This is a genomic window from Mycobacterium sp. MS1601 (assembly GCF_001984215.1).
In the GTDB taxonomy this organism is placed as follows: domain Bacteria; phylum Actinomycetota; class Actinomycetes; order Mycobacteriales; family Mycobacteriaceae; genus Mycobacterium.
The window spans coordinates 884662-909575 of the sequence record NZ_CP019420.1 but is presented as its reverse complement, the minus strand read 5'-3'; the positions used below and the strand labels follow the sequence as shown (position 1 = coordinate 909575).

The following is a 24914-nucleotide window of genomic DNA, read 5'->3' as shown; positions in this document are numbered from 1 at the left end:
GTAGACAACTTGCGTGGGAATTGTCATTGTCGGTGGTGGGCTGGCCGCGACCCGAGTAGCCGAACAGTTGCGCCGCGCGGAGTACGCCGGACCCGTCACCATCGTCAGTGACGAGAGGCATCTGCCCTACGACCGGCCGCCGCTCTCCAAAGAGGTGCTGCGGGCCCAGGTCGACGACGTGACACTCAAACCGCTCGAGTTCTACGACGAGAACGACATCACGCTGCTGCTGGGTTCGGCGGCCACCACCATCGACGGCGACGCCAAGACGGTGAAACTCGACAACGGCACCGAGATTGCTTACGACGAGCTGATTATCGCGACCGGCCTGGTGCCCAGGCGCATACCGTCGTTCCCGGATCTCGAGGGTGTGCGGGTACTGCGCACTTTCGACGAGAGCCTGGCTCTGCGCAAGCACGCCGGGGAAGCGCGCAAGGCCGTGGTGATCGGTGCCGGCTTCATCGGCTGTGAAGTGGCGGCCAGCCTGCGCGGCCTCGGAGTGGATGTGGTGATGGTGGAACCGCAGCCCGCTCCGCTGGCGTCGGTGCTGGGCGCCCAGATCGGCGAACTGGTGAGCCGGCTGCACCGTGCAGAGGGCGTCGACGTCCGCACCGGCGTCGGGGTGTCCGAGGTCGTGGGCACTACCCACGTCGAGAAGGTGGTGCTCTCCGACGGCGCGGAGATCGACGCCGATCTGGTGGTGGTGGGCATCGGATCGCGACCGGCCACGGACTGGCTCGCCGACACCGGTGTTGCGGTGGACAACGGTGTCATCTGCGACAACGTCGGACGCACCACCGTTGCCCACATCTGGGCTCTGGGCGACGTCGCCTCATGGCAGGACGCACTGGGACATCAAGCCCGCGTGGAACATTGGAGCAACGTAGCCGAACAGGCTCGTGTGCTGGTGCCGTCGCTGCTGGGCAAGCAACCGCCTGAAGTGGTGGTGGTGCCGTACTTCTGGAGCGACCAGTACGACGTCAAGATCCAGTGCCTCGGAGAGCCGGAGGCCGATGACGTGGTGCACGTGGTGGAGGACGACGGCCGCAAGTTCCTGGCGTACTACGAGCGTGAGGGTGCCCTGGTCGGTGTGGTCGGCGGGGGAATGCCCGGCAAGGTGATGAAGGCCCGCGCCAAGATCGCGGCAGGCGCAGCCATCTCCGAGGTCCTCGCCTAGGACTCAGAGCCCTGATGCCACGGCGTCGAACGCCTGGCCCAGGGCTTCGGTGAGGGGCGTCGAGCCGTCCGCCAGCCAGTGTTCGTAGGCCGACAACGCCACCCCCAGCATCATCCACCCGATTGCCTGAGGGCCGATGTCCGTGGCCTTGAGTTCCCCGCGATGAGCGACGAACTCCGCGATGACCTCGCGCCAACCCGCGTACATGGTCATCGAATATGCCTGCAGTTCAGCGGTTTCCAGAATCAGTCGCATGCGCTCGCGATGCCGTACCGCCTCCATGTCGTCAAACGTGTTGAATGCGAGCAAGCCTGAGCGCAAGGCGTCGCGCAGCGGTACAGACGGATCGATGTTGCCGAACAACTCGCGCAGTTGTGCCAGGTGGACATCGAAGTCGCCCCAGGGCAACGCGCTCTTGGAGGCGTAGTAGCGGAACAGGGTGCGGCGCGCGATGCCCGCGGCCTGCGCCACATCGTCGACACTCACCGCGGCGAACCCGTGTGCGCAGAACAGGTCGATGGCGACGTCGGCGATGTGGTCGCGCGTGGTGGACCGCTTACGCCCGAGTTGGGGCCGCCCAGAAGTCACCGGCGATTCTCCTCTTCCTTTTCGGCACTCGATGCCATATTGTTTTCCGAACCCGACGCTGTGTCGAGTGTCACATCAGGAAGGGAGTGCAGCATGGATAACGATTCACGCGTTGATTCCGACGCCGAGTTGGTCACCGAGTCGCTGGTCGAAGAGGTGTCCATCGACGGGATGTGCGGGGTCTACTGATCGTGAGCAGCGCGCCGGCGGTTTCGTTTGATCCGAGTCTGGGGTGGCGGTTGCATCCGCAGGTGGCTGTGCGGCCGGAGCCGTTCGGCGCGCTGCTGTATCACTTCGGTACCCGCAAGCTGTCATTTCTGAAGAATCGCACGATTTTGACCGTGGTCGAGACCCTCGACGGGTTCGACAACGTGCGCGCGGCGTGTCGCGCCGCCGGTGTCGACGACGACGCACAGGAGCCGTACCTGCATGCGTTGGCCACCCTGGCTTCCTCGAACATGCTTGTGCCCAAGGAGAACTCATGACTTCTGTGTTGTCGCGACCGACGCCGGTGCCCCGGTTGGTCGACCAGTTCGAGCGTGGACTGGACGCCCCGATCTGCCTGACCTGGGAACTGACCTATGCCTGCAACCTGGCGTGTGTGCACTGCCTGTCGGCCTCGGGCAAGCGCGACCCGCGCGAACTGTCCACCGAGCAGTGCAAGGCCATCATCGACGAGCTCGAACGCATGCAGGTCTTCTACGTCAACATCGGCGGCGGTGAGCCGACCGTGCGCCCCGACTTCTGGGAGCTGGTCGACTACGCCACCGACCACCACGTGGGCGTGAAGTTCTCCACCAACGGGGTGCGGATCACCGAAGCGGTGGCGGCCAAGCTCGCAGCCTCGGATTACGTGGATGTGCAGATCTCCCTCGACGGCGCCACCGCGGAGATCAACGACGCCGTCCGCGGCCGGGGATCGTTCGACATGGCCATCAAGGCGTTGGAGAACCTGTCCAATGCCGGGTTCAAAGACGCCAAGATCTCCGTGGTCGTCACCCGCCACAATGTCGATCAGCTCGACGATTTCAAGGCCCTGGCCGATCGCTTCGGCGCGACGCTGCGCATCACCCGCCTGCGCCCGTCAGGCCGCGGCGCCGACGTCTGGGATGAGCTGCATCCGACCGCGGCCCAGCAGGTCCAGCTCTATGACTGGCTGGTGGCGCGGGGTGAGAACGTGCTCACCGGAGATTCGTTCTTCCACCTCTCGGGCCTCGGCGAACCGGGGGCGTTGGCCGGGCTGAACCTGTGCGGCGCGGGGCGGGTGGTCTGTTTGATCGACCCGATCGGCGACGTCTACGCGTGCCCCTTCGCCATCCACGACAAGTTCCTGGCCGGAAACATCGTTGCTGACAACGGATTCCAGTCAGTCTGGCAGAACGCGCCGTTGTTCCGCGAACTGCGTGAACCGCAGTCCGCAGGTGCGTGCACCAGTTGCGCCCACTTCGACGCGTGCCGGGGTGGCTGCATGGCCGCCAAATTCTTCACCGGTCTGCCGCTGGATGGCCCGGATCCCGAGTGTGTGCAGGGCTACGGCGAACCTGCTCTGGCTGCCGAGCGCAGCAAGCCCAAGCCGTCCGGGGATCATTCCCGCACCACAAAAGGCCGCAATGATCCGGTGATGCTCACCCTCGCCGCTCCGCCCAAGAAGTTCTGCAATGAAAGTCCGGTCTAGTCATGGCTCGTGATATCTGGTTCGAAACCGTCGCCATCGCCCAGCAGCGGGCCAAGAAACGGTTGCCTCGCTCGGTGTACTCGTCGCTGATCTCGGCCAGTGAGAAAGGCGTCACCGTCACCGACAATGTGGAGTCCTTCGCCGAACTCGGCTTTGCTCCCCACGTCGTCGGGGCGTCGGCCAAGCGCGACATGGCCACAACGGTGATGGGGCAGGACATCTCGTTGCCGGTGATCATCTCGCCCACCGGGGTCCAGGCCGTCGACCCCGACGGTGAGGTCGCCGTGGCCCGCGCCGCGGCTGCCCGCGGCACCGCCATGGGATTGTCGTCGTTCGCCTCCAAGCCCATCGAGGACGTCACCGCGGTCAACGACAAGATCTTCTTCCAGATCTACTGGCTGGGCAGCAAGGAAGCCATCCTGGAACGCGCGCAGCGGGCCAAGGAGGCCGGCGCGGTCGGGTTGATCACCACCACCGACTGGAGCTTCTCCCACGGCCGAGACTGGGGCAGCCCGAAGATCCCCGAACAGATGAACCTCAAGACGATGCTCAAGATGAGCCCCGAGGTGTTGACCAAGCCGCGTTGGCTGTGGGAGTTCGGCAAGCAGCTGTCCCCACCGGATCTGCGGGTGCCCAATCAGGGCCGCAAAGGCGAGCCCGGGCCGACCTTCTTCCAGGCCTACGGCGAATGGATGGGTACCCCGCCGCCGACCTGGGAGGACATCGCCTGGCTGCGCGAGCGCTGGGACGGACCGTTCATGGTCAAGGGCATCGTCCGCGTCGACGACGCCAAAGCCGCGGTGGATGCCGGAGTTTCAGCGATCTCGGTGTCCAACCACGGCGGCAACAACCTCGACGGCACCCCGGCGGCTATCCGGTGCCTGCCCGCCGTCGCCGAGGCTGTGGGCGATCAGATCGAGGTCCTGCTCGACGGCGGCATCCGCCGCGGCAGCGACGTGGTCAAGGCCGTCGCCCTCGGGGCCCGTGCGGTGATGATCGGTCGCGCCTACCTGTGGGGCCTGGCCGCCGAAGGCCAGGCCGGCGTGGAAAACGTTCTCGACATCCTGCGCGGCGGCATCGACTCCGCCCTCATGGGGCTGGGCAAAGCCTCCATCCACGACCTGACCCCCGACGACATCCTCATCCCCGACGGCTTCACCCGCACCCTCGGCGCCTGATACACGAGAGGCAGACGTGGCTGAGGTGAACTCGATGCTACAGGCGGTGCTGCGGGGGTGAAAGAAAAACAATCGGTGCGCCAACAATCGGGGCGCTCCAGGTGAATTCGGCCTACCATCGGCGAGTGCCTCACCGCAGCGAGCTCGGGAACTCGACGTCGGGTCAGCTGCACCAATTCTCGTCGACTGTGCTCGTTCCGGTCGGATCGACCGAGCAGCACGGACCGCACCTGCCGCTGGACACCGACACCAGGATCGCGTCCGCGGTGTCGCGTGCGCTGGCACGGCAACACCGCGGACACCTGGTGGCGCCCGCCGTCGCCTACGGCGCCAGCGGTGAACATGAATCGTTTCCCGGCACCATCTCCATCGGAGACGACGTGCTGCAACGGCTGCTGGTGGAGTTCGGCCGCTCGGCCTGCCACTGGGCTCCTCGGGTGCTGTTCGTCAACGGACACGGTGGGAACGTCGGCGCGCTGCGCACCGCCGCCCGGCTGCTGCGCTACGAGGGCCGTGACGTGGCCTGGTCCTCCTGTTCGGTCCGTGGCGGAGACGCACACGCGGGGCACACCGAAACGTCGGTATTGCTGTATCTTTCGCCATCTGATGTGCTGGTGGACCAGAGCCGCCCGGGCAACAGCGCGCCGCTGGCAGAGTTGATGCCGAGGATGCGGCACGGGGGAGTGGCGGCGGTGAGTGAGGTGGGAGTCTTGGGGGATCCGACCACGGCGACGGCAGTTGCGGGTGAAGGTCTGTTCCAGGAGATGGTGGCAGGCTGTTCGGACCGGCTGGTCCGCTGGTCGCCGAACGCGGACGGGATGCTGACGTGACCCCCGACGTGGACACGGCGCGCGACGTCGTCCAGACCCGCCTGCCGGACGGCTTCGCGGTACAGATCGACCGCCGGGTCAAGGTTCTGGGTTCCGGTGCCGCGCTGCTGGGCGGCTCACCTGCCCGGTTGCTGAGATTGGCGCCCGCCGCGCAGGACATGTTGGACGGCGGACGGTTGGAGGTGCACGACGCCACCAGCGCCAAGCTCGCCAGGACTTTGCTGGACGCCACCGTGGCCCACCCGCGACCCGCCGGTGGACCCGGTCACCGCGACGTCACCGTCGTTATACCAGTGCGTGACAACACGTTCGGGGTTCAGCGCCTGGTGGCCTCGATGCGCGGGCTGCGTGTCCTGGTGGTCGACGACGGTTCGGCGGTGCCGGTGGCTGTCGGCGACTTCGCCGGCAGCCACTGTGACGTCGAGGTGCTGCGGCATCCCGTCAGCCGGGGTCCGGCCGCCGCCAGGAACACCGGGCTGGCCGCCAGTAGTACCGACTTCGTGGCCTTCCTGGACTCCGACGTCGTGCCTCGCCGCGGGTGGCTCGAGGCGCTGCTGGGCCATTTCTGCGACCCGGCCGTAGCGCTCGTGGCGCCTCGTATCGTCGGGATGTCGGCCACCGACAACGTGGTGGGGCGGTATGAAGCCGTGCGCTCCTCCTTGGATCTCGGCCACCGAGAGGCGCCGGTGTTGCCGTACAGCACGGTGTCCTACGTGCCCAGCGCGGCGATCATCTGCCGTCGTCGCACGGTGGCCGATCTCGGTGGTTTCGACGAGAGCATGCACTCCGGCGAGGATGTCGACCTGTGCTGGCGCCTGGTCGAAGCGGGCGCCCGGCTGCGTTACGAACCCATCGCGCTGGTGGCGCACGAACACCGCACCAAGTTGCGGGATTGGTTGACGCGCAAGGCTTTCTACGGAACCTCGGCTGCACCGTTGTCCAGCAGGCACCCGGACAAGACGGCGCCCATGGTGGTGTCGGCCCCCACCATGGTGGTGTGGCTGCTGCTGGCCATGGGCACCCGGCTGAGTTACCTCGCGTCGCTGGCTGCCATCGCGGTCACCGGACGCCGGGTGGCCAACGCCATGCAGGCGCCCGAAACCGGCCACCGTGAGGTGGTAGCGGTGACGGGTCGCTGGCTCGGGTCCTCGGCGATGCAACTGACGTCCGCCATCTGCAGGCACTATTGGCCGCTGGCGCTGCTGGCGGCTGCCTGTTCACAACGGTGCAGACGGATCGTCCTGATCGCCGCCGTGTGCGACGGTGTCGTGGACTGGCTGAGTCGTCGCCACCACGCCGAAGACGATGCCAAACCGTTGGGGTTCATCGCCTACCTGGCGCTCAGACGCCTCGATGACGTGGCCTACGGCACCGGGCTGTGGACGGGTGTGGTGCGCGAACGCAATCTGCGACCGCTCAAACCGCAGTTCCGGACTTGAGGGCTCACAGCGACATCTTGATCGTCGGTGCCGGAAGCGCTGGATCTGTTCTGGCCGAACGGCTTTCAGCTGAACCTGCGCGCACCGTCACCGTACTGGAGGCCGGCCCCGGCGCGGATGAGACCGGTGTGGGCGCACTGACCCGCAACGGGTTGCAGCTGCCCATCGGTGCGGCCAGTCCGCTGGTGGCGCGGTACTCGACCGAGCTCACCACCGAACCCCGGCGCGTCGCGCAGATCGTCCGGGGCGCAACGGTGGGCGGCTCCGGCGCCGTCAACGGCGGCTACTTCTGTCGAGCGACGCGCCGGGATGTCGCCGGCTGGGGCCTGCCCGGCTGGAGTTGGGGCGATGTGTTGGCGCACTACCGCGCCGTCGAGACGGACCTGGATTTCGGAGATCGTCCCGACCACGGCGCCGACGGACCCATCCGGGTCCGTCGGACCGCGGATCTCGCCGGAAGCACCGCCGCCTTCGTCACGGCCGCGGAGCGGGCCGGGTTCAGCTGGCTGCCCGACCTCAACGCCGGTGACCTCGATGCCGCAGGTATCGGCGCGGTGCCGCTGAACATCGTCGACGGGGTACGCAACGGACCCGGGGCCGCGTTTCTGGAACCGGCGCTGAGCAGGCCGAACCTCACCGTGCTTGCCAGGACCCGCGCCCGCCGTATCACCTTCACCGGCGGCCGGGCCACCGGCGTCGAGGTGGCGGGCCCGCGAGGACCCGCGACGTTGACCGCTGACCGGATCGTATTGTGCTGTGGTGCGCTGGGTTCGGCGCAGCTGCTGATGCTCTCCGGAATCGGGGACGAGACACAGTTGCGCCGCACAGGGATTCCCGTCACCGTGGCGGCACCGGTCGGACAGCGTTGCGCCGACCATCCCGAGTGGGTGTTGCCCACCGACTGGGTACAGGCACCGCGCCGCGCGGTGCTCGAGGTGGTGCTGAGTCTGCCCGGCGAACTCGAGATCCGGCCGTACACCGGCGGCTTTGTCGCCATGGTGGGCGACGGCAGCGCCGGGCACCCGGACTGGCCCCACCTGGGGGTGGCGTTGATGCAACCACGCGCACGGGGCCGGGTCTGGCTGACCTCGGCCGACGCAGGCGTGCCGTTGCGCATCGAGCACCGTTACGACAGCGACGCCTCGGATGTGCAAGCACTGCGCCGGGGAGCAGACCTGGCCCGCGAACTCGCGGCGGGCTCGATCGGTGAACCCGCCTGGGCCACATCACAACACCTGTGCGCGACGGCACCCATGGGTCTGGACGGGGATCCGTTCGCCGTGACCGATCCGCAGTGCCGCGTGCGTGGTGTCGACGGGCTGTGGGTGGTGGACGGGTCGGTACTGCCCTCCGTGCCGAGCCGGGGCCCGCACGCCACCATCGTGATGCTGGCACACCGCGCCGCGGAGTTCGTGGCGCAGAGCTAGAGGCGCCCAGTGGAGCGAGGGCAGAGAAGTCAGCCCGCGAGCGGGGCCAGTGCTTCGCTCAACAGTGTCGCGGCCACCACGCCGTCGATCACCGGAACGCCGAGGCGCTGGCGCAGCGGTTCGGCGAAGCGGGCCATGGCCGCGCAGCCCAGCACGATGGACCGGCTGCCGTCCGCTGCGAGCGCCTTCTCGCACAGGTCGCCGATCGGATTGATGGTGGTGGGGTCCGAATCGATCCGCAGCACCGGGATGTCGCTGGCGTACACGCCCAGGCATGCCGTCGGGGTGTAGGTCTTGGCCAGCTCCCACCCGCGGGGCACGGTGGCCGACATGGACGTCACCACCGAGAAGGTGCCCGCCGCCAGCGCGGCCGCGTGCATGGCCGCCTGGGCGATGCCCAGCACCGGCACCGACACCAGACGGCGGGCCTCCTCGAGGCCGGGGTCGCCGAAGCAGGCGATCACATAGGCATCGGGTCGGTCCCGGCGCTGCTCGGCAGCGGTGATCTGCGCCAATAATCCTGGAACGCAACGAATCTCGTCATCGTCGTTCTCGATGCTGGCAGGCCCGAAGGGCGGGTTGACGGCCTCGACCACCGTAGCGGGGCGGGCCACCGATGCCGCGCTGGCGGCGATGGCCGAGGTCATCGACGCGGTGGTGTTCGGGTTGATGAGCAGCAGGCGCACGAAGCCGAGTTTAGTGTCCTCCGACCGCCGATGCGCGTTGCGCGCAAACTGGTTGGACAGCAAGTGGTTTCATGCGCGATGCCGGCCGGTGGAGGCCCGCCGGCGGCGCGTGAGCACTGCCCTGACCATCCGCAGTTGCCTGCCGTCGCGCCCCGGCGCCCAGATACCGGCGAACACCGCGGCCACCACCAGGACCACAGCCATGGCCAACAGGGACGAGTCCATGGCATCGAGGAACGCCCCGCGCGCCAACTCCACCAGCTGGGGACCGGCCGGACCCAGCTGGGCGGACACCTCGATGGCCTCGGCCAGCGAGTTCATCGCCGGCCCGCGGGCCTGTTCAGGCAGATCGGCCACCGCAGGGGCCAGCACGTCGCCGTAGCGGGCGGCCAGCAGCGAGCCGGCCACCGCGATGCCCAGGGCGGCGCCGATTTCGCGGGTGGCGTCGTTGACTGCCGAGGCCACTCCCTGTTTCTCGTCGGGGGTGGAAATCATGATCGCCGACGTGGTGGGAGCGGTGCACAACCCGATGCCCGTGCTCATCACCACCAACGGCCACGCCAGATCGAGGTACGAGGAGTCGAGTGCGAGCAATCGCATGCTCAGCAGTCCGGCGGCGATCAACAACAGTCCGACGAACAAGGCCACGCGCAGTCCGACCCGTGGCAACCACCTGCCGTTGGTGACGCTGAGCAGCAGAACCGGGCCCATCAGCGGTACCAGCGCGACTGCTGTCTCCAGCGCGGTGTAGCCCATCACCAACTGGATGTACTGGATGCAGACGAAGAAGTAGCCGAAGTTGGCGAAGAACAGGAACGTGATCCCGACGGCCCCGGTGGCGAACTGCGGGTTGGCGAACAGTCGGACGTCGAGCAGCGGGTGGCTGCGTCGCAGTTCGACGACCGTGAAGGCGGCCGCCAGAGCCAGCCCGGCCGCCAGGCAACCCCAGACCAGGGGATCGGTCCAGCCGCGCACCGGCGCCTCGACGACACCGAAGACGAACACCGCCACTGCGGTGGCGATCAACGTCGCACCCAACCAGTCCAGCGGTGCGGCGTTCGGATCACTCGACGAGGACACCGTGCAGGTCAGCACGAACATGACGACACCGGCCGCAGTGAACGCCCAGAAGATGGACTGCCACGCCCAGTTCTCGAGTAGCACACCCGATCCCAGGAATCCGACCACCGCCCCGGAGCCCACCACGCCGGCCCAGACGCCAACGGCCTTGTTGCGCTGTTCTTTCGGATACGCGGCGGTCAACAGCGACAAGGTGGCGGGCATGATGAAGGCCGCGCCCGCGCCCGCGACCGCGCGCGCCACGATCAGCTGTGTCGGACTGTCCCAGATCAGCGGTGCCGCCGAAGCCGCTGCGAAGACCGCCAGCCCGACCAGCAGGGCGCCGCGCCTGCCGTAGCGGTCACCGATGGCGCCGGCGGGTAACAGCAGGCAGGCCAGCGCCAGGGTGTAGCCGTCCACCACCCACGTCAGTTGGGTCTGGGTGGCCGAGGTGCTGACGGCGATGTCGCCGAGAGCGGTGTTGAGGGCAATCATCGACGACACGACGATGCTGACGTCCAAACACGACACGATCAGCAGCCAGATCCGCGACCGGGTCGACATCTTTGCCAGTGCCGGGTCGGTAGGCTGATCGGGCCGGGCGAGGGTGTCGACCATGTGTCGCTCCTCTTCGGTGGACGTACTTTCGAGACTAACAGTCTTGTTTCAGGCATGCAGTTGTGTTGTCGGGAAAGGTGCGGGAATGACCGCCGGGCGTAGCGACCCGAGGCCGGCACGTTCACGCGCCCGGCTGCTCGAGTCCGCCACCGCGCTGTTGCGCACCGGTGGGCCCAGTGCGGTCACCGTGGACGCCGTGCTGCGCGGCGCCAACGTCGCCCGCGCCACGCTCTACCGGCATTTTCCCAGTGGTAACGACCTGGTGGCCGCCGCGTTCCACGCCCTCATCCCGCCCGCACCCTCTCCTTCTGCCGAGGGTTCGCTGCGGGACCGGTTGATCGCCCTGGTGCAGGCCCAAGCCGGGCTGATCGCCGAGGCGCCGGTGAGTCTGACCGCGCTCTCCTGGCTTTCTCTCGGCGGCGACATGGAGCAGTACCCGTCCTCAGAGCACGCCAACTCGTCCAACAGCGACGAAGTGACCACGCTGCGCCAGCGGGTGGCAGAGCAGTACGCGGCGCCGTTCGACGCGATCCTGGGCGGCCCCGACGCGGTGGCCGAGCTGGGTCACGTCGACCACGCCGAGGCGGCGGCGCTACTGCTGGGCCCCATCACACTCGCCCGGCTGAGCACCTTGCCCGACGTGGACTACAACCGCCTCGCGGTGCTGGCGGTGGACGGTTTTCTGGCCACCCACCGGCGCGCCGATGTTCACCTCAGTGAGTAACGAATCGGCAGGTGCTTGAGCCCGCCGACGAACGTCGTCGCCGACAACTCGGGGGTACCCGCCAACTCGATGGACTCCAATCGCGGAACGAGTTCGGTGAACAGGCTGTTCATCTCCATCCGCGCCAGCGCCGCACCCAGACAGAAATGCACGCCGTAGCCGAAGGCCACGTGCCGGTTGGGGTCGCGGGAGATGTCGAACCGGAACGGGTGGTCGAACACGTCCTCGTCGCGATTGCCGGAGACGTAGGCCAGGTAGACCGATTCACCCTCGGCGATACGGACTCCTCGGATCTCGGTGTCGGCGGTGGCGGTGCGCATGAACTCCTTCACCGGGGTGCTCCAGCGGATCATCTCCTCGACCGCCAGCGGCATCAGGCTCATGTCGGATTGCAGCCGGGCCAGCTGGTCGGGATTGTCGATGAGGGCGCGCAGGCCACCCGAGATGGCGTCCTTGGTGGTGTCGTGCCCCGCGGTGGCGACGATGACGTAGTACGACACGGTGTCCATGTCGGACATCGGTTCGCCGTTGATGAGACCGTTGGCGATGGCCGAGGCCAGGTCGTCGGTCGGGTTCGCGCGCCGCGACGCGGTGAGTGCGGAAAAGTAGGTGAAGAAGTCCATCAGCACCGCCAACAGGTCCTCGGTGGTGCCCTCGCCGCGTTTGTGTTCGGTGTCGTCGCCGCCGAACAGTTCCTGGGTCAGCGACAGCATCCGGGGGAAGTCGTCCTCGGGCAGCCCGAGCAGCGAGAGAATGACGTAGAGCGGGTAGTTGACCGCGACGTCGGTCACGAAATCGCATTCGGGGCCCATGTCGAGCATCTTGTCCACGTAGCGCTTGGCCAGTTCGTCGACGCGGATCTTGAGGTCGCGCATGGCTTTCGGGCGGAACCAGTCGGCGCCGATCTTGCGTACATCGCGGTGATGCGGGTCGTCCATGTGGATGAGTGTGCGCAGGCCGATGCCGGCTTCCTGCTGCTGCTTCATCACGTCATCGCCCTCGGCGGGCATCAGCAGTGGCCGCGGCCCACTGACGAACAGGTTGTTGTCGCGCTCGATGGCCATGATGTCGGCGTGTTTGGTGATGGCCCAGAACGGGCGGTACGGGTTGTTGTCCACCCAGGCAACCGGTTCGTTGGCGCGCATCCGGGCCAGTGCCGCATGCAGCCGGTCGTCGTCGGCGTAGGCGGTGGGATCGGCCAGCACGCGGCCGTCCTCGCTGGTGCTGCGGTTCCGGGTGGGCGTGCTCATACAACAACTCCTCGCGGCTGATTTGACAGGTGTCAGGTCTCAGTGTGTGTGATCGGCGAGGCGGGCGGGAGGGGTTTGCGGCTATTGTCCGATTACTTTGGACTCTTTGACGAAGGGATGTCTGCTGATCTGTCGATGGGTGGCCGCTCTCGCGCTGCTGATGTTGCTGGTGGCTTGCGGAGGTGGCGGCGCCCAGGTGCACGGAGGGCGCGAGGCGCCGACTCCGGATGCCACGTTGAGTTCCGGCGTCGCAGAAACCGCCTCGGGATCGGTGCGCGGTCTTGTTGCTCCGGATCATGTTCTGTTCCAGGGCATTCCGTACGCCGCCGCTCCGGTGGGCGAGTTGCGCTGGCAGCCGCCGGCCGCCGTGCCGCCCTGGGAGGGCATGCGCGACGCCACCAAGTCGGGTCCCCGCTGCATCCAGGACGCCACCCGCGATCCGGACTGGGGCCGAGGGATGAGCGAGGACTGCCTGTCGCTGAACGTCTGGTCGCCGGCGCACGCGGTGGGCCTGCCGGTGATGGTGTGGATCCACGGCGGGGCCTTCGTCAACGGCAGCGCCGATCTCTACAACTCGCAGTGGTTGGCGACGCGCGGCGAGATGGTTGTGGTGACCGTCAACTATCGGCTGGGTGCGCTGGGTTTTCTGGCCCACCCCGCCCTCGGTGCGCCAGACGAACTGGGCAACTACGGCCTGGCCGATCAGCAGGCGGCTCTGCGCTGGGTGCGCGACAACATCGGCGCGTTCGGTGGAGATCCGGCCAAGGTCACCGTCGCAGGCGAATCGGCGGGCGCGATGTCGGTGTGCGACCACCTGGTCTCGCCCGACTCCGAGGGCCTGTTCCGGGCTGCCATTTTGATGAGCGGCCCCTGTGCGGCCCAACTCGATGTCGCCGCGGCCCGTCAGCCCAGTCTTGACTACGCCGCCGCGGCCAGTTGTCCCGACGAGGCGGTGGCACCGGCCTGTCTGCGTGCGTTGCCCGCCGAGACGCTTCAGACGCCGGTCTGGTTCGGCCAGCTCGGTGACGACAAGCTGTCCGGGCCGGTCACCGGAACAGCGACCCTGCCGGTGGACCCGGTGCGCGCCATGGCCGAGCGTGAGGTGGGAGAGGTCCCGGTGCTGATGGGCACCACCCGCGACGAGTTCACCCTGTTCATGGCCCTGGAGTTCCTGCGACTCGGCACCGAGCCGACACCGGTCGACTACCCCGGCCTGCTGGAGCGCACCTTCGGGCCGGACGCTGTGGCGGTGGGGGAGCGCTACCCACTGGACGCCCACGGCGGCAACGTGTCGCTGGCGTATTCCGCTGCCGTCACCGACGGGGCCTTCGCCTGCGTGAACGCCCGAATGGGTGAGGGAATGGCCGCAGCGGGGGCGCCTGTCTACTCCTACGAGTTCACCGACCGGACCGCGCCCGCGCCGGACCCGTTGCGCCAAGTCCCGTTCCCGGTGGGCGCCAGCCACTCACTGGAGTTGAGGTATCTGTTCGACATCGGTGGAGTTCCCGCGCTCGACCCGGTCCAGCAGCAGCTCTCCGACCAGATGATCGACTATTTCAGCGCCTTTGTCCGCGAGGGAGTGCCCGCCGCCGAGGGGGCTCCGGCCTGGCCTCCGGTGGACGAGGCGGGTGGGCCGCGGATGTCCTTCGACGCCGACGGAAGCCACGTGCGCTCCGGATTCGAGCAGGGGCACCAGTGCGAATTCTGGGCCTCGCTCGACCGCTGAATATCCGTTGACCAGGGATTTGGATCGCGCCGGGATCTAGGGCATACTGTTCGGGTTGCCTTGAGCCGGATTGGCGCCTTCGGGTGCTGGATTCTGCGCGGGCATCCGACCTGCGCCCGAACGGGCGCGTCCGGTCCAACCTTAGGCGCGATCGAATTTCGACGCGGACGAGGCTGCGTGACGGCGACACACCCGACCGCGTGGACCGGTGAACCAGAGACAGGTAAACAGCGGCGGCATTTCGTGCGGACACCGTGCGGAACGACGAGACAGTTGGGGGCTCCATGGGGAGCCCCGTGAGTAGTTAGGTAGGAGAAGCGTGGCGGGACAAAAGATCCGCATCAGGCTGAAGGCCTACGACCACGAGGCGATTGACGCCTCGGCGCGCAAGATCGTCGAGACGGTGACCCGTACCGGCGCCAGCGTGGTCGGACCTGTGCCGCTGCCGACCGAGAAGAACGTGTACTGCGTCATTCGGTCCCCGCACAAGTACAAGGACTCGCGGGAGCACTTCGAGATGCGTACACACAAGCGGTTGATCGACATCCTCGACCCGACGCCGAAGACCGTTGACGCCCTGATGCGCATCGATCTGCCGGCCAGCGTCGACGTGAACATCCAGTAGGAGACCCAAGAATCATGGCACGCAAAGGCATTCTGGGCACCAAGCTGGGCATGACACAGGTGTTCGACGAGAACAACAAGGTCGTTCCCGTGACGGTCGTCAAGGCCGGCCCCAACGTGGTGACCCGCATCCGCACCACCGAGCGCGACGGCTACAGCGCCGTGCAGCTCGCGTACGGCGAGATCAGCCCCCGCAAGGTGAACAAGCCGGTCACCGGTCAGTTCGCCGCCGCAGGGGTGAACCCGCGCCGCCACCTCGCCGAGCTTCGTCTCGACGACGAGGCCGCTGCCGCCGACTACGAGATCGGCCAGGAGCTGACCGCCGAGATCTTCGCCGACGGTGCTTTCGTCGACGTCACCGGCACCAGCAAGGGCAAGGGTTTCGCCGGCACCATGAAGCGGCACGGCTTCCGCGGCCAGGGCGCCAGCCACGGTGCGCAGGCTGTGCACCGTCGTCCCGGCTCCATCGGTGGCTGTGCCACCCCGGGCCGCGTCTTCAAAGGCACCCGCATGTCCGGCCGCATGGGCAGCGACAAGGTCACCACGCAGAACCTGAAGGTGCACAAGGTCGACGCCGAGAAGGGCGTCATCCTGATCAAGGGCGCCATCCCTGGCCGTAACGGCGGGCTCGTCATGGTTCGCAGCGCGATCAAACGAGGTGAGAAGTAAACGATGGCCACTGATCTGAAAATCACAGTCAAGACCCCGGACGGCAAGACGGCTGACAGCATCGAGCTGCCCGCCGAGCTGTTCGACGTCGACGCGAACATCGCGCTGCTGCACCAGGTGGTGACAGCGCAGTTGGCCGCCAAGCGTCAGGGCACGCACGCCACCAAGACCCGCGGTGAGGTCTCCGGCGGCGGCAAGAAGCCGTACCGCCAGAAGGGCACCGGTCGCGCCCGTCAGGGTTCGACCCGCGCACCGCAGTTCACCGGTGGTGGCATCGTGCACGGCCCGCAGCCGCGCGACTACAGCCAGCGCACCCCGAAGAAGATGATCGCCGCCGCCCTGCGTGGCGCCCTGAGCGACCGCGCCCGCAACGAGCGCATCCACGCCGTCACCGAGCTGGTCTCCGGCCAGGTGCCGTCGACCAAGAGCGCCAAGACCTTCCTCGGTTCTCTGACCGAGAACAAGAAGGTTCTGATCGTGATCGGTCGCGCCGACGAGGTGGGCGCCAAGAGCGTGCGCAATCTGCCTGGTGTGCATGTCATCTCGCCGGATCAGCTCAACACCTACGACGTGCTCAACGCCGACGACGTGGTCTTCAGCGTCGAGGCGCTGACCGCCTACATCGAGGCCAACAGCAAGGAAGGGGCGAAGGCCTGATGGCTACCATCACGGACCCCCGCGACATCATCCTGGCCCCGGTCATCTCGGAGAAGAGCTACGGGCTGATCGAGGACAACGTGTACACGTTCATCGTGCACCCGAACTCGAACAAGACCCAGATCAAGATCGCCATCGAGAAGATCTTCAAGGTCAAGGTCGATTCGGTGAACACGCAGAACCGTCAGGGCAAGCGCAAGCGCACCCGCGCCGGCTACGGCCAGCGCAAGAGCACCAAGCGCGCGCTGGTCACGCTGGCCGCGGGAAGCAAGCCCATCGATCTGTTCGGAGCGCCGGCCTAGCCGGCAGGGAGATTGACGAAGAATGGCCATTCGTAAGTACAAGCCGACGACCCCCGGTCGCCGCGGCTCCAGCGTCTCCGACTTCGCAGAGATCACTCGCGATCACCCGGAGAAGTCGCTGGTTCGCCCGCTGCACGGCAAGGGCGGACGTAACGCACACGGTCGCATCACCACTCGGCACAAGGGAGGCGGCCACAAGCGCGCCTACCGGGTGATCGACTTCCGTCGCCACGACAAGGACGGCGTCAACGCCACTGTCGCGCACATCGAGTACGACCCGAACCGCACGGCGAACATCGCGCTGCTGCACTTCCTGGACGGCGAGAAGCGCTACATCATCGCCCCCGAGGGACTCAAGCAGGGCGCGGTCATCGAGTCCGGCGCCAACGCCGACATCAAGCCGGGCAACAACCTGCCGCTGCGCAACATCCCGGCCGGCACCGTGATCCACGCTGTGGAGCTGCGGCCCGGTGGCGGTGCCAAGCTCGGCCGTTCCGCCGGTGTCAGCATCCAGCTGCTCGGTAAGGAAGGCACCTACGCGACTCTGCGTATGCCGTCGGGCGAGATCCGTCGTGTCGATGTGCGCTGCCGCGCCACCGTCGGCGAGGTGGGCAACGCCGAGCAGGGCAACATCAACTGGGGCAAGGCCGGCCGTATGCGCTGGAAGGGCAAGCGCCCCACCGTCCGTGGTGTCGTGATGAACCCGGTCGACCACCCGCACGGTGGTGGTGAAGGCAAGACCTCCGGTGGCCGTCACCCGGTCAGCCCGTGGGGCAAGCCGGAAGGCCGCACCCGCAAGAACAAGCCGAGCGACAAGCTCATCGTCCGCCGCCGGCGCACCGGCAAGAACAAGCGCTAGGCGAGGAAGGAAAGAGCCATGCCACGCAGCCTTAAAAAGGGTCCGTTCGTCGATGACCATCTGCTGAAGAAGGTCGACGTCCAGAACGAGAAGAACACCAAGCAGGTCATCAAGACCTGGTCCCGTCGGTCCACCATCCTCCCCGACTTCATCGGGCACACCTTCGCCGTCCACGACGGTCGCAAGCACGTGCCGGTGTTCGTCACCGAGGCGATGGTCGGGCACAAGCTGGGCGAGTTCGCCCCCACCCGCACGTTCAAGGGTCACATCAAGGATGACCGGAAAGCGAAGCGCCGGTAATGACAACAGTCATCGAATATCCGTCTGCGCAGGCAGTCGCCCGCCACGTGGGCATCTCTGCCACGAAAGCGCGTCGCGTCATCGACCTGGTGCGTGGTAAGTCGGTCGCTGAGGCACTCGACATCCTGCGCTGGGCGCCGCAGAGCGCCAGCGAGCCCGTCGCCAAGGTGATCGCCAGCGCCGCGGCCAACGCGCAGAACAACGAGGGCCTGGACCCCGACACCCTGGTGGTCGCCACCGTCTACGCAGACGAAGGCCCCACTGCCAAGCGCATCCGGCCGCGTGCCCAGGGCCGTGCCTACCGGATCCGCAAGCGCACCAGTCACATCACCGTGATCGTGGAGAGCCGCCCGGCCAAGAAGAGCGGTGCCTCGGCCAACGCGGCACGCAGCCGTCGCGCCCAGGCCAGCAAGGCCGCTTCTGCGAAGACCGCCGATTCGAAGGAGGGCTCGGAGTAGTGGGCCAGAAGATCAATCCCCACGGCTTCCGTCTCGGTATCACCACCGACTGGAAGTCCCGGTGGTACGCCGACAAGCAGTACGCCGATTACGTGAAGGAAGACGTCGCGATCCGCAAGCTGCTGGCCACCGGCCTGGAGCGCGCGGGTATCGCCAACGTGGAGATCGAGCGCACCCGGGACCGGGTCCGCGTCGACATCCACACCGCACGGCCCGGCATCGTGATCGGCCGTCGCGGCACCGAGGCCGACCGCATCCGCGCCGACCTGGAGAAGCTGACCGGCAAGCAGGTCCAGCTGAACATCCTCGAGGTGAAGAACACCGAGAGCCAGGCGCAGCTGGTGGCCCAGGGCGTCGCCGAGCAGCTGAGCAACCGCGTGGCGTTCCGTCGTGCGATGCGCAAGGCGATCCAGTCGGCGATGCGTCAACCCAACGTCAAGGGCATCCGGGTGCAGTGCTCGGGTCGCCTCGGTGGCGCTGAGATGAGCCGCTCGGAGTTCTACCGCGAAGGTCGGGTGCCGCTGCACACGCTGCGCGCCGACATCGACTACGGCCTGTACGAAGCCAAGACCACCTTCGGCCGCATCGGCGTGAAGGTCTGGATCTACAAGGGCGACATCGTGGGTGGCAAGCGTGAGCTGGCCGCCGCCGCCCCGGCCGCTGACCGCCCGCGTCGCGAGCGCCCGTCGGGCACCCGCCCGCGTCGCAGCGGTGCGTCGGGCACCACCGCCACCAGCACTGACGCCGGACGGGCTGCTTCGGAAGAAGCTCCCGCCACCACTGCTCCCGAAGCAGCCGGCGCGACTGAGACAACGGAGAGCTAGACATGCTTATCCCTCGCAGGGTCAAGCACCGCAAGCAGCACCACCCGAGGCAGCGCGGCATCGCCAGCGGTGGTACCTCGGTGAGCTTCGGTGACTATGGCATCCAGGCGTTGGAGCACACCTATCTGACCAACCGTCAGATCGAGTCCGCTCGTATCGCCATCAACCGGCACATCAAGCGTGGCGGCAAGGTGTGGATCAACATCTTCCCGGACCGCCCGCTGACCAAGAAGCCCGCCGAGACCCGCATGGGTTCCGGTAAGGGTTCGCCGGAGTGGTGGGTAGCCAACGTCAAGCCGGGCCGCGTGCTCTTCGAGCTCAGCTACCCGGATGAGAAGACCGCGCGCGAGGCGTTGACCCGCGCGATCCACAAGCTGCCGATCAAGGCGCGCATCATCACTCGAGAGGAGCAGTTCTGATGGCAGTAGGAGTTACGCCGGGCGAACTGCGGGAGCTCACCGAGGAAGAGCTCACCGATCGTCTGCGCGAGTCGAAGGAAGAGCTGTTCAACCTGCGCTTCCAGATGGCCACCGGACAGCTGGACAACAACCGTCGGCTGCGTTTGGTGCGCCGGGAAATCGCACGCATCTATACGGTGCTGCGGGAACGTGAACTGGGTCTGACCTCCGGACCCGATGGTGAGGAATCGTGATGGCAGAGGAAAAGGGTCCCAAGCGCACCCCCCGGACCGAGCAGCCCCGTGGCCGTCGCAAGACCGCCATCGGCTATGTGGTCAGCGACAAGATGCAGAAGACCATTGTCGTCGAGCTGGAAGACCGTAAGAGTCACCCGCTGTACGGCAAGATCATCCGCACCACCACCAAGGTGAAGGCGCACGACGAGAACGGCGACGCCGGTATCGGCGATCGCGTTTCGCTGATGGAGACCCGGCCGCTGTCGGCTTCCAAGCGTTGGCGTCTGGTCGAGGTGCTCGAGAAGGCCAAGTAACAGGCAGTATCCATTCAATTCGAAAATGCCCGCCGCGATCTTGTCGCGACGGGCATTCTTCGTCTGATACGCCCAAACTGTTTGCGGGGCGGCTGGTTTCTGCATAAGATCGCCACGTGTTTTCCGGCCGCGGTGCGCATACGTTGCAGGCCCTGACGTGCGGTCGCACCAGCGGATCTCCTCTGTCCGCCATGTTGGCGGATTGAGCGCAGAATGGCGTCACAGTCACACCTTGTCGACACGATGCCAGTAGCCGGTGGCTCAGTCACGGCGGCGCTGGACGACTCCGCGCTCATCACACCGGCGGAATCCCGTCGTAAATGGCTCAGCATCCTGGTGCCCCTGTTGGTCGATGTGGCAACGGCGAGCCTGTCGCTCGCCGGGGGTGTGTGGTGGGCGTCTTTGCAGAACGCGAACCTCGCTCCGGGTTGGTTGACCGTCCTCTTCGTTCCCGTGTTGGTGGTGCTGCTCGGCCTGCGCGGGGTCTATCAACATCGGCTCAACAGCAAGTTCCTCAACGAGATCGGCCTGATCGAGACCACCATCGCGGTGTCCGCCATTGTCTGGCTGGCGACCCTGGTGCTGCTGAACGTGCCCGGCCGGCCCGGCAAGATGGCCGTCTACACCTGGATCTTCGCCGCGCTGCTGATCCCGCTCGGGCGATTTGTTCAGACCGGCGTCCGGCGCGCCATGCAACGCAACGGGCCGACGGGTGCACCCACGCTGATCATCGGCAACGGCCGGGTGGCCCACCAGATCATCGAACGCCTCGAGTCGTCACCCGAATACGGACTTCGGCCCGTGGGACTGCTCGACGACGAGGCGCCCAACCTCGGTAGCGAGGCGCCGTCGGAGTCCTCCGTGCCGTACGTCGGCACGCTCGAGGACATCGACCGTGCGGTCACCCAGACCGGCGCGGAGAGCATCTTCATCGCGTTCTCGCGGAGCCGGGACCAGGCTTACACCGAGGTGGTGCACGTTGCCCACCGCCGGGGGCTACGGGTTTGGGTGGTACCACGCATGTTCGACACCATCGGCGAGAAGGCGCGGATCGAACACATCGGCGGCCTTCCGGTGCTGGCGCTGTCCTACACCAACCCCAACGGCTGGCAGTTCGCCGCCAAGCACATCTCCGATCGGGTGATCGCCGGACTCGGGCTGCTGGCCATCTCTCCGCTGTTCCTCACTCTGATGCTGATGGTCAAGCTCAGCTCGCCGGGCCCGATCTTCTTCCAGCAGGAGCGTGTCGGTCGTGACGGGCGGGTGTTCGGCTGCCTCAAGTTCCGCTCCATGCGTCCGCCGAGCGCCTCCGACGCCCGGTTCGAACTGCTCACCGGTGCCGCTCCCGGCGGCGTCGAGGGAGTGGACCGGCGTACCAAGGTCGGCAAGTTCATGCGGGCAACCTCCCTCGACGAGCTGCCGCAGCTGATCAACGTGCTCAGGGGCGAGATGAGCCTGGTGGGCCCTCGTCCGGAGCGGCCGGATTTTGTGGAGCTCTTCGAGATGCAGATCCGCCGCTACGGCGAACGCCACCGGGTGAAGGCCGGTGTCACCGGATGGGCACAGGTGCACGGCCTGCGCGGTCAGACCTCGATCGCAGACCGTGCCGAATGGGACAATTACTACATCGAGAACTGGTCGCTGGCGCTGGATATAAAGATCCTGCTGCTGACCGTGGCCGCGGTGTTCCGCGGCTCGGAGTGATGTCAGTTCAAGGGGCGTAACAACCCGGCTTCGTGATAGCGGCGATCGGTGTTCACCTGCCATGGGTCGACGTTCTTGCCGAAGTACCGGTCCACGCTGTGCATCGCGGACAACATCGCATGGTCCTGGTTGTCGTAGCGATGCATACCGTTGCGCCCGATCGGGTGCAACGACGGGTAGTTGGCGCGTAGGTAATCCCTGATGTGCGCGACGCTGTTGTCCTGGGTTGCGTTGCGGATCGGGTAGGCGTACCGCGACCGGACCACCATGACGTGTTCCACCTGGGAGGAGTCCACGCCCAGTGTGCGCAGGTCGCGCTCGACTGTGGTGGTGAGATCTTCCTCCATGGCCGGGCGCGGGTCGTCGTCCGGGCCCATGAAGTACTCGAAGCCCAGATAGGTCCCGTCGAACCCGTTCGGGGCCAGCGCCTTGGACCAGTTGGCGTAATTCTGGATGCGGCCGACCTGAAACCCGTCGCCAGGGGTGTACACCCAGTTGAACGGGATCTCGTGGCGGTCGCGCAGAGCCACGGCCACCGTCACCAAACCGCGATGCTTCAGTGTCGCCGCCTCGCGCCTGATCTGCTCAGGAGGAGCGGGATCAAGGGCTTCCACCAGTGACCGCAGGGGCATGCTGGAGAAGACGGCGTCACCGGTGACCGTCTCGCCGCTGTCCAGTTCCACCGTCCAGCGTCCGCCGCCGAACCTCACGTTGACCACGTGTGCGTCCAAAAACGGGGTGACCCCCACGTCGGCCAGAGCCGCCGCGGCGGCCTCCCAGAGCTGACCGGGCCCGCGCCGGGGGTACAGGAACGCGTCCTGGTCGCCGGCAGGAGCCGGTCTGCGTCGCAGGTCCCAGCGGATGGGTTTGATGCGTTGTTCGGCCCAGTCACTGGAGATGGCATCGGGATCGGCGCGCCAGGTCTTGCGGACGTAGCCGTCGAAGAACATGTCATACCAGTAGCGGCCGAACTGGTAGGTGCCCCACTCCCGGAAACTCGCGGAGTCATCGAGTGTGTGGACAGCGCGGAACATGCGACTGTTGACGTAGCTTCCCAGGCCCCGCATGCCTCGCCAGAACCCCAGCTGCGTCAGCAGTTCGCGACCCCGCAGGGGATAGGGGACGTAGTGGCCGTCGATCAGCATGGCCGAGCGGCGCCGCACCGAGATCCATTGATCGGCGGGCAGCAGCGATTTCCAGAGTTCCATCACCGCCTCGTTGCGGGTGAAGAAGCGGTGTCCGCCGGGGTCGATGCGCCAATCTCCCTTCTGCGGCGTGCGCGCCAGTCCACCCACCTGACCGGATTGCTCCAGGATCCGGGCATTGACGCCTTGGCCGGCCAGTGTCAGGGCGGCAGTCAGACCGGCTGGTCCGGCACCGATGATGACAGGACGCGGCGACGGCATCGCTTCACCGACCCCGCAGCTGGGGCGAGCGTTGGAACTCGGTGAGCAAATGGTCGATACAGCTCGGTTCGAGGTCGTTGAGCGGGGTCGGCAGGAAGACCAGCTGTGCGTACTGGCTCTGCAGCGGCGGGAAGCCACTGAGCAGCGGTTCGGGGGTGGTGCGGATGACGAGGTCGACGGCGTCGATGTCGAAGGCGTCGGCGATGTCGCAGTTGTCCTGCACGGCGCGGCGATGTGCCCTCCGCAACTCGTCGGCGGCGTCGTAGGCGGCCAGGATGTTGATCCTGAAATCCTGACCGCTCATCGTCGTCTCCAGTTTGTGGGCAGCTGACACATACTTACCCGGTAGGAGCTCGCGATTACCATGCAAACGCAACGTGCAGATCGCCGGATCAAAATGTCGGGGGATCAATGTGGTGAAGAAATGGGTGGACGCTTCGTAGACCGCATCCAGTTCCTCGTCCGTTCTGTCGAGATTTGCCCGGCTGAGGTTGTATACGGTGACCGTTCGCACGCCGTGCCTCTGCAGAGCCAGCAGAATTTCGGTGACTTTGTGCGCGCCACGCAGATAGGACTCCGCCAGACCGGTGTTGTTGGAGTGGGCCCAACGGCGCAATCCATCAGGGATCAAGCCCACGTGCGCCGGCCCTGCATGCACCTGCCACCCCCTAGTCGCAGCGGTGGGAGCAAATGTACTACAGATCGTATTCAGTGCGCGATCTGTCACCAAATTGCGTGGTGTGCACTGATTTTCGTCTAACTTTTGAACGAATTCGATGGTCCGGGGGCTAATTGGATAAAAACCAAGCGACGGCACCGTCGGATCCGGTGCAGATTTGCCCGGGTTCGCGCACAAGCGATTCCGGAAATCGTCGACCGGGCTCAGCGCGAGGTCGACGGCGCAGCGCTGAACATGCGCTGAACTGCGAGGTTGGCCAGATCGCTGATGACCTGGATGTGCCCGCTGCCCCACAGCCGTGGCTTCAGGTCGAAGACGCAAAGGGTGCCGACGGCATTGCCATTGGGGCTGATCAGTGGAACGCCGAGATAGGACACGAACGTTCCGTCCAGTACCGCGGGATGGTTCTTGAACACCGGATCCGTGCGGGCATCCTCGAGCACCAGCGGTGACCCACTGGCCACGGCGTACTGGCACACGGACCGTTCGATCGGTGTCTGCCGGTCGTGGGCGGACTCGAACGTCATCCCGACGGCGCTCTTGAAGAACTGCCGGTCGATGTCAATCAGGGTGACCAGTGCGAACGGCGCATCCAGCGCCGCGGCGGCGGCGCGGGTGATTCGGTCATACGCCTCGTCGGGTGGTGTATCGAGTAGGCCTGTCGCGTACAACTCCTGGAGGCGTCGGGGATCGCAGACCGCGGCCCGCACGCTGGGCATCGGGGGTTTGGCAAGCTCGTCCAGTGCCGCGAGCCGGGCGACCAACTCTTGGAGTTGACTGCTGTTCTTCAAGCGATGGTCGGCTACCATCTGCGCCGCCACTGCTCGGGTGACATAGGATCTGACATCCTCGCCGTTGTCGAGTGCGCTTTGTTCGAGTGCGCGGTTGAGCCAGTCGTCGAACCCGGACAGGGAGGCGGTCACCAAACCCACGCTAAACCAAAGGGCTGGGCCAAGCATCAGTTAATTGCCGAGGACTTGCGCGGATAAGAGTGGCGAACTCCGTAACGAGCGGTCACTTAAAGTAACGAGAGAGTGCCGGCTTTGCCGTTGGTGCAGGCGTCAAAGGCGACCCTTTGGTTGTAATGTTTGCGGAGTTCTCCATTCC

At 66.4% G+C, this 24914-nt stretch carries 29 protein-coding genes; 22 read left to right on the top strand and 7 right to left on the bottom strand.

Going from position 1 to position 24914, the window contains the following annotated elements; all coding sequences use genetic code 11:
• Nucleotides 1–13 precede the first annotated feature (13 nt).
• The gene (locus BVC93_RS04290; RefSeq protein ID WP_083736090.1) at nt 14–1177 is read left to right on the top strand and encodes an NAD(P)/FAD-dependent oxidoreductase; all 1164 of its coding nucleotides are present in this window, start codon (nt 14–16) and stop codon (nt 1175–1177) included.
• Between the two features lie 3 nt (nt 1178–1180).
• Here BVC93_RS04290 and mftR read toward each other — a convergent pair whose 3' ends face one another.
• A complete protein-coding gene (gene mftR / locus BVC93_RS04285) occupies nt 1181–1765 on the bottom strand; it encodes a mycofactocin system transcriptional regulator (RefSeq protein ID WP_083736089.1) in 585 nt (194 codons plus the stop codon).
• A gap of 93 nt (nt 1766–1858) precedes the next feature.
• Between mftR and mftA the strand changes: the two genes are divergently transcribed.
• From mftA to mftG, 7 genes are all read left to right on the top strand, one after another.
• On the top strand, nt 1859–1954 hold the full coding sequence (mftA, locus tag BVC93_RS04280) for a mycofactocin precursor MftA (RefSeq protein ID WP_083736088.1): 96 nt from the start codon (nt 1859–1861) through the stop codon (nt 1952–1954).
• Nucleotides 1939–2250 (top strand): mycofactocin biosynthesis chaperone MftB, encoded by a 312-nt coding sequence (gene mftB / locus BVC93_RS04275; RefSeq protein WP_083736087.1) that lies wholly within the window; start codon nt 1939–1941, stop codon nt 2248–2250. The genes mftA and mftB overlap by 16 nt, the downstream gene beginning before the upstream one ends.
• On the top strand, nt 2247–3440 hold the full coding sequence (mftC, locus tag BVC93_RS04270; protein ID WP_083736086.1) for a mycofactocin radical SAM maturase: 1194 nt from the start codon (nt 2247–2249) through the stop codon (nt 3438–3440). Before mftB ends, mftC begins: the two co-directional genes overlap by 4 nt.
• A gap of 2 nt (nt 3441–3442) precedes the next feature.
• Entirely contained in the window at nt 3443–4618 is a 1176-nt protein-coding gene (gene mftD, locus BVC93_RS04265; protein ID WP_083736085.1) for a pre-mycofactocin synthase MftD, read from the top strand.
• A 101-nt stretch (nt 4619–4719) separates the two neighbouring features.
• A complete protein-coding gene (mftE, locus tag BVC93_RS04260) occupies nt 4720–5448 on the top strand; it encodes a mycofactocin biosynthesis peptidyl-dipeptidase MftE (RefSeq protein WP_083736084.1) in 729 nt (242 codons plus the stop codon).
• A complete protein-coding gene (gene mftF / locus BVC93_RS04255) occupies nt 5445–6887 on the top strand; it encodes a mycofactocin biosynthesis glycosyltransferase MftF (RefSeq protein ID WP_236950242.1) in 1443 nt (480 codons plus the stop codon). Before mftE ends, mftF begins: the two co-directional genes overlap by 4 nt.
• Nucleotides 6884–8314: a mycofactocin dehydrogenase MftG gene (mftG, locus tag BVC93_RS04250; RefSeq protein WP_192860184.1), complete on the top strand. Its 1431-nt coding sequence runs from the start codon at nt 6884–6886 to the stop codon at nt 8312–8314. The genes mftF and mftG overlap by 4 nt, the downstream gene beginning before the upstream one ends.
• Nucleotides 8315–8343: 29 nt before the next feature.
• Here mftG and BVC93_RS04245 read toward each other — a convergent pair whose 3' ends face one another.
• Both BVC93_RS04245 and BVC93_RS04240 read right to left on the bottom strand, forming a co-directional pair.
• Nucleotides 8344–9000, bottom strand: coding sequence for an aspartate/glutamate racemase family protein (locus BVC93_RS04245; RefSeq protein WP_083740789.1), 657 nt, complete (start codon nt 8998–9000; stop codon nt 8344–8346).
• A gap of 69 nt (nt 9001–9069) precedes the next feature.
• Nucleotides 9070–10677, bottom strand: coding sequence for an MFS transporter (locus BVC93_RS04240; protein WP_083736083.1), 1608 nt, complete (start codon nt 10675–10677; stop codon nt 9070–9072).
• An 85-nt stretch (nt 10678–10762) separates the two neighbouring features.
• Here BVC93_RS04240 and BVC93_RS04235 point away from each other — a divergent pair, with 85 nt between their 5' ends.
• Complete coding sequence (locus BVC93_RS04235; RefSeq protein WP_083736082.1) at nt 10763–11401, top strand: TetR/AcrR family transcriptional regulator; 639 nt, start codon at nt 10763–10765, stop codon at nt 11399–11401.
• Here the strand turns inward: BVC93_RS04235 and BVC93_RS04230 are convergent.
• Complete coding sequence (locus BVC93_RS04230; protein WP_083736081.1) at nt 11386–12651, bottom strand: cytochrome P450; 1266 nt, start codon at nt 12649–12651, stop codon at nt 11386–11388. The genes BVC93_RS04235 and BVC93_RS04230 overlap by 16 nt on opposite strands.
• A 160-nt stretch (nt 12652–12811) precedes the next feature.
• Between BVC93_RS04230 and BVC93_RS04225 the strand changes: the two genes are divergently transcribed.
• The 13 genes from BVC93_RS04225 (at nt 12812) to BVC93_RS04165 (ending at nt 21722) form a co-directional block, all read left to right on the top strand.
• Nucleotides 12812–14377, top strand: a complete 1566-nt coding sequence (locus tag BVC93_RS04225; RefSeq protein ID WP_083740788.1) for a carboxylesterase/lipase family protein — start codon at nt 12812–12814, stop codon at nt 14375–14377.
• Between the two features lie 319 nt (nt 14378–14696).
• Nucleotides 14697–15002, top strand: a complete 306-nt coding sequence (gene rpsJ, locus BVC93_RS04220; protein ID WP_003883485.1) for a 30S ribosomal protein S10 — start codon at nt 14697–14699, stop codon at nt 15000–15002.
• A 14-nt stretch (nt 15003–15016) separates the two neighbouring features.
• The gene (rplC, locus tag BVC93_RS04215) at nt 15017–15670 is read left to right on the top strand and encodes a 50S ribosomal protein L3 (RefSeq protein WP_083736080.1); all 654 of its coding nucleotides are present in this window, start codon (nt 15017–15019) and stop codon (nt 15668–15670) included.
• A gap of 3 nt (nt 15671–15673) precedes the next feature.
• The gene (rplD, locus tag BVC93_RS04210) at nt 15674–16327 is read left to right on the top strand and encodes a 50S ribosomal protein L4 (RefSeq protein WP_083736079.1); all 654 of its coding nucleotides are present in this window, start codon (nt 15674–15676) and stop codon (nt 16325–16327) included.
• Nucleotides 16327–16629 carry a 50S ribosomal protein L23 gene (rplW, locus tag BVC93_RS04205; protein ID WP_083736078.1) on the top strand — a complete coding sequence of 101 codons (303 nt, stop codon included), beginning with the start codon at nt 16327–16329 and terminating at the stop codon, nt 16627–16629. The genes rplD and rplW overlap by 1 nt, the downstream gene beginning before the upstream one ends.
• A 22-nt stretch (nt 16630–16651) precedes the next feature.
• Nucleotides 16652–17488 carry a 50S ribosomal protein L2 gene (rplB, locus tag BVC93_RS04200; protein ID WP_083736077.1) on the top strand — a complete coding sequence of 279 codons (837 nt, stop codon included), beginning with the start codon at nt 16652–16654 and terminating at the stop codon, nt 17486–17488.
• 18 nt (nt 17489–17506) lie between these two features.
• Complete coding sequence (rpsS, locus tag BVC93_RS04195; RefSeq protein WP_083736076.1) at nt 17507–17788, top strand: 30S ribosomal protein S19; 282 nt, start codon at nt 17507–17509, stop codon at nt 17786–17788.
• Nucleotides 17788–18246 (top strand): 50S ribosomal protein L22, encoded by a 459-nt coding sequence (gene rplV, locus BVC93_RS04190; RefSeq protein WP_083736075.1) that lies wholly within the window; start codon nt 17788–17790, stop codon nt 18244–18246. Before rpsS ends, rplV begins: the two co-directional genes overlap by 1 nt.
• A complete protein-coding gene (rpsC, locus tag BVC93_RS04185) occupies nt 18246–19070 on the top strand; it encodes a 30S ribosomal protein S3 (protein WP_083736074.1) in 825 nt (274 codons plus the stop codon). The genes rplV and rpsC overlap by 1 nt, the downstream gene beginning before the upstream one ends.
• A 2-nt stretch (nt 19071–19072) precedes the next feature.
• Nucleotides 19073–19489 (top strand): 50S ribosomal protein L16, encoded by a 417-nt coding sequence (gene rplP / locus BVC93_RS04180; RefSeq protein WP_083736073.1) that lies wholly within the window; start codon nt 19073–19075, stop codon nt 19487–19489.
• Nucleotides 19489–19722 (top strand): 50S ribosomal protein L29, encoded by a 234-nt coding sequence (rpmC, locus tag BVC93_RS04175; RefSeq protein WP_083736072.1) that lies wholly within the window; start codon nt 19489–19491, stop codon nt 19720–19722. The genes rplP and rpmC overlap by 1 nt, the downstream gene beginning before the upstream one ends.
• Nucleotides 19722–20018 carry a 30S ribosomal protein S17 gene (gene rpsQ / locus BVC93_RS04170; protein WP_083736071.1) on the top strand — a complete coding sequence of 99 codons (297 nt, stop codon included), beginning with the start codon at nt 19722–19724 and terminating at the stop codon, nt 20016–20018. Before rpmC ends, rpsQ begins: the two co-directional genes overlap by 1 nt.
• A 243-nt stretch (nt 20019–20261) precedes the next feature.
• Nucleotides 20262–21722, top strand: a complete 1461-nt coding sequence (locus BVC93_RS04165; protein ID WP_236950241.1) for a sugar transferase — start codon at nt 20262–20264, stop codon at nt 21720–21722.
• 2 nt (nt 21723–21724) lie between these two features.
• Here BVC93_RS04165 and BVC93_RS04160 read toward each other — a convergent pair whose 3' ends face one another.
• The 3 genes from BVC93_RS04160 to BVC93_RS04150 form a co-directional block, all read right to left on the bottom strand.
• Nucleotides 21725–23128: an FAD-dependent oxidoreductase gene (locus BVC93_RS04160; protein WP_083736069.1), complete on the bottom strand. Its 1404-nt coding sequence runs from the start codon at nt 23126–23128 to the stop codon at nt 21725–21727.
• Between the two features lie 4 nt (nt 23129–23132).
• Nucleotides 23133–23786, bottom strand: coding sequence for an undecaprenyl diphosphate synthase family protein (locus BVC93_RS04155; RefSeq protein ID WP_236950240.1), 654 nt, complete (start codon nt 23784–23786; stop codon nt 23133–23135).
• 224 nt (nt 23787–24010) lie between these two features.
• Nucleotides 24011–24730, bottom strand: a complete 720-nt coding sequence (locus BVC93_RS04150; protein WP_236950239.1) for a GAF domain-containing protein — start codon at nt 24728–24730, stop codon at nt 24011–24013.
• Nucleotides 24731–24914 lie beyond the last annotated feature (184 nt).

Coding starts and splice junctions, on each gene's coding strand:
- mftA (WP_083736088.1), top strand. CDS start 1,859: ATGGATAACGATTCACGCGTTGATTCCGACGCCGAGTTGGTCACCGAG.
- mftC (WP_083736086.1), top strand. CDS start 2,247: ATGACTTCTGTGTTGTCGCGACCGACGCCGGTGCCCCGGTTGGTCGAC.
- mftD (WP_083736085.1), top strand. CDS start 3,443: ATGGCTCGTGATATCTGGTTCGAAACCGTCGCCATCGCCCAGCAGCGG.
- BVC93_RS04240 (WP_083736083.1), bottom strand. CDS start 10,677: ATGGTCGACACCCTCGCCCGGCCCGATCAGCCTACCGACCCGGCACTG.
- BVC93_RS04235 (WP_083736082.1), top strand. CDS start 10,763: ATGACCGCCGGGCGTAGCGACCCGAGGCCGGCACGTTCACGCGCCCGG.
- BVC93_RS04230 (WP_083736081.1), bottom strand. CDS start 12,651: ATGAGCACGCCCACCCGGAACCGCAGCACCAGCGAGGACGGCCGCGTG.
- BVC93_RS04225 (WP_083740788.1), top strand. CDS start 12,812: ATGTTGCTGGTGGCTTGCGGAGGTGGCGGCGCCCAGGTGCACGGAGGG.
- rplC (WP_083736080.1), top strand. CDS start 15,017: ATGGCACGCAAAGGCATTCTGGGCACCAAGCTGGGCATGACACAGGTG.
- rplD (WP_083736079.1), top strand. CDS start 15,674: ATGGCCACTGATCTGAAAATCACAGTCAAGACCCCGGACGGCAAGACG.
- rplW (WP_083736078.1), top strand. CDS start 16,327: ATGGCTACCATCACGGACCCCCGCGACATCATCCTGGCCCCGGTCATC.
- rplB (WP_083736077.1), top strand. CDS start 16,652: ATGGCCATTCGTAAGTACAAGCCGACGACCCCCGGTCGCCGCGGCTCC.
- rpsS (WP_083736076.1), top strand. CDS start 17,507: ATGCCACGCAGCCTTAAAAAGGGTCCGTTCGTCGATGACCATCTGCTG.
- rplV (WP_083736075.1), top strand. CDS start 17,788: ATGACAACAGTCATCGAATATCCGTCTGCGCAGGCAGTCGCCCGCCAC.
- rplP (WP_083736073.1), top strand. CDS start 19,073: ATGCTTATCCCTCGCAGGGTCAAGCACCGCAAGCAGCACCACCCGAGG.
- rpmC (WP_083736072.1), top strand. CDS start 19,489: ATGGCAGTAGGAGTTACGCCGGGCGAACTGCGGGAGCTCACCGAGGAA.
- rpsQ (WP_083736071.1), top strand. CDS start 19,722: ATGGCAGAGGAAAAGGGTCCCAAGCGCACCCCCCGGACCGAGCAGCCC.
- BVC93_RS04165 (WP_236950241.1), top strand. CDS start 20,262: ATGCCAGTAGCCGGTGGCTCAGTCACGGCGGCGCTGGACGACTCCGCG.
- BVC93_RS04160 (WP_083736069.1), bottom strand. CDS start 23,128: ATGCCGTCGCCGCGTCCTGTCATCATCGGTGCCGGACCAGCCGGTCTG.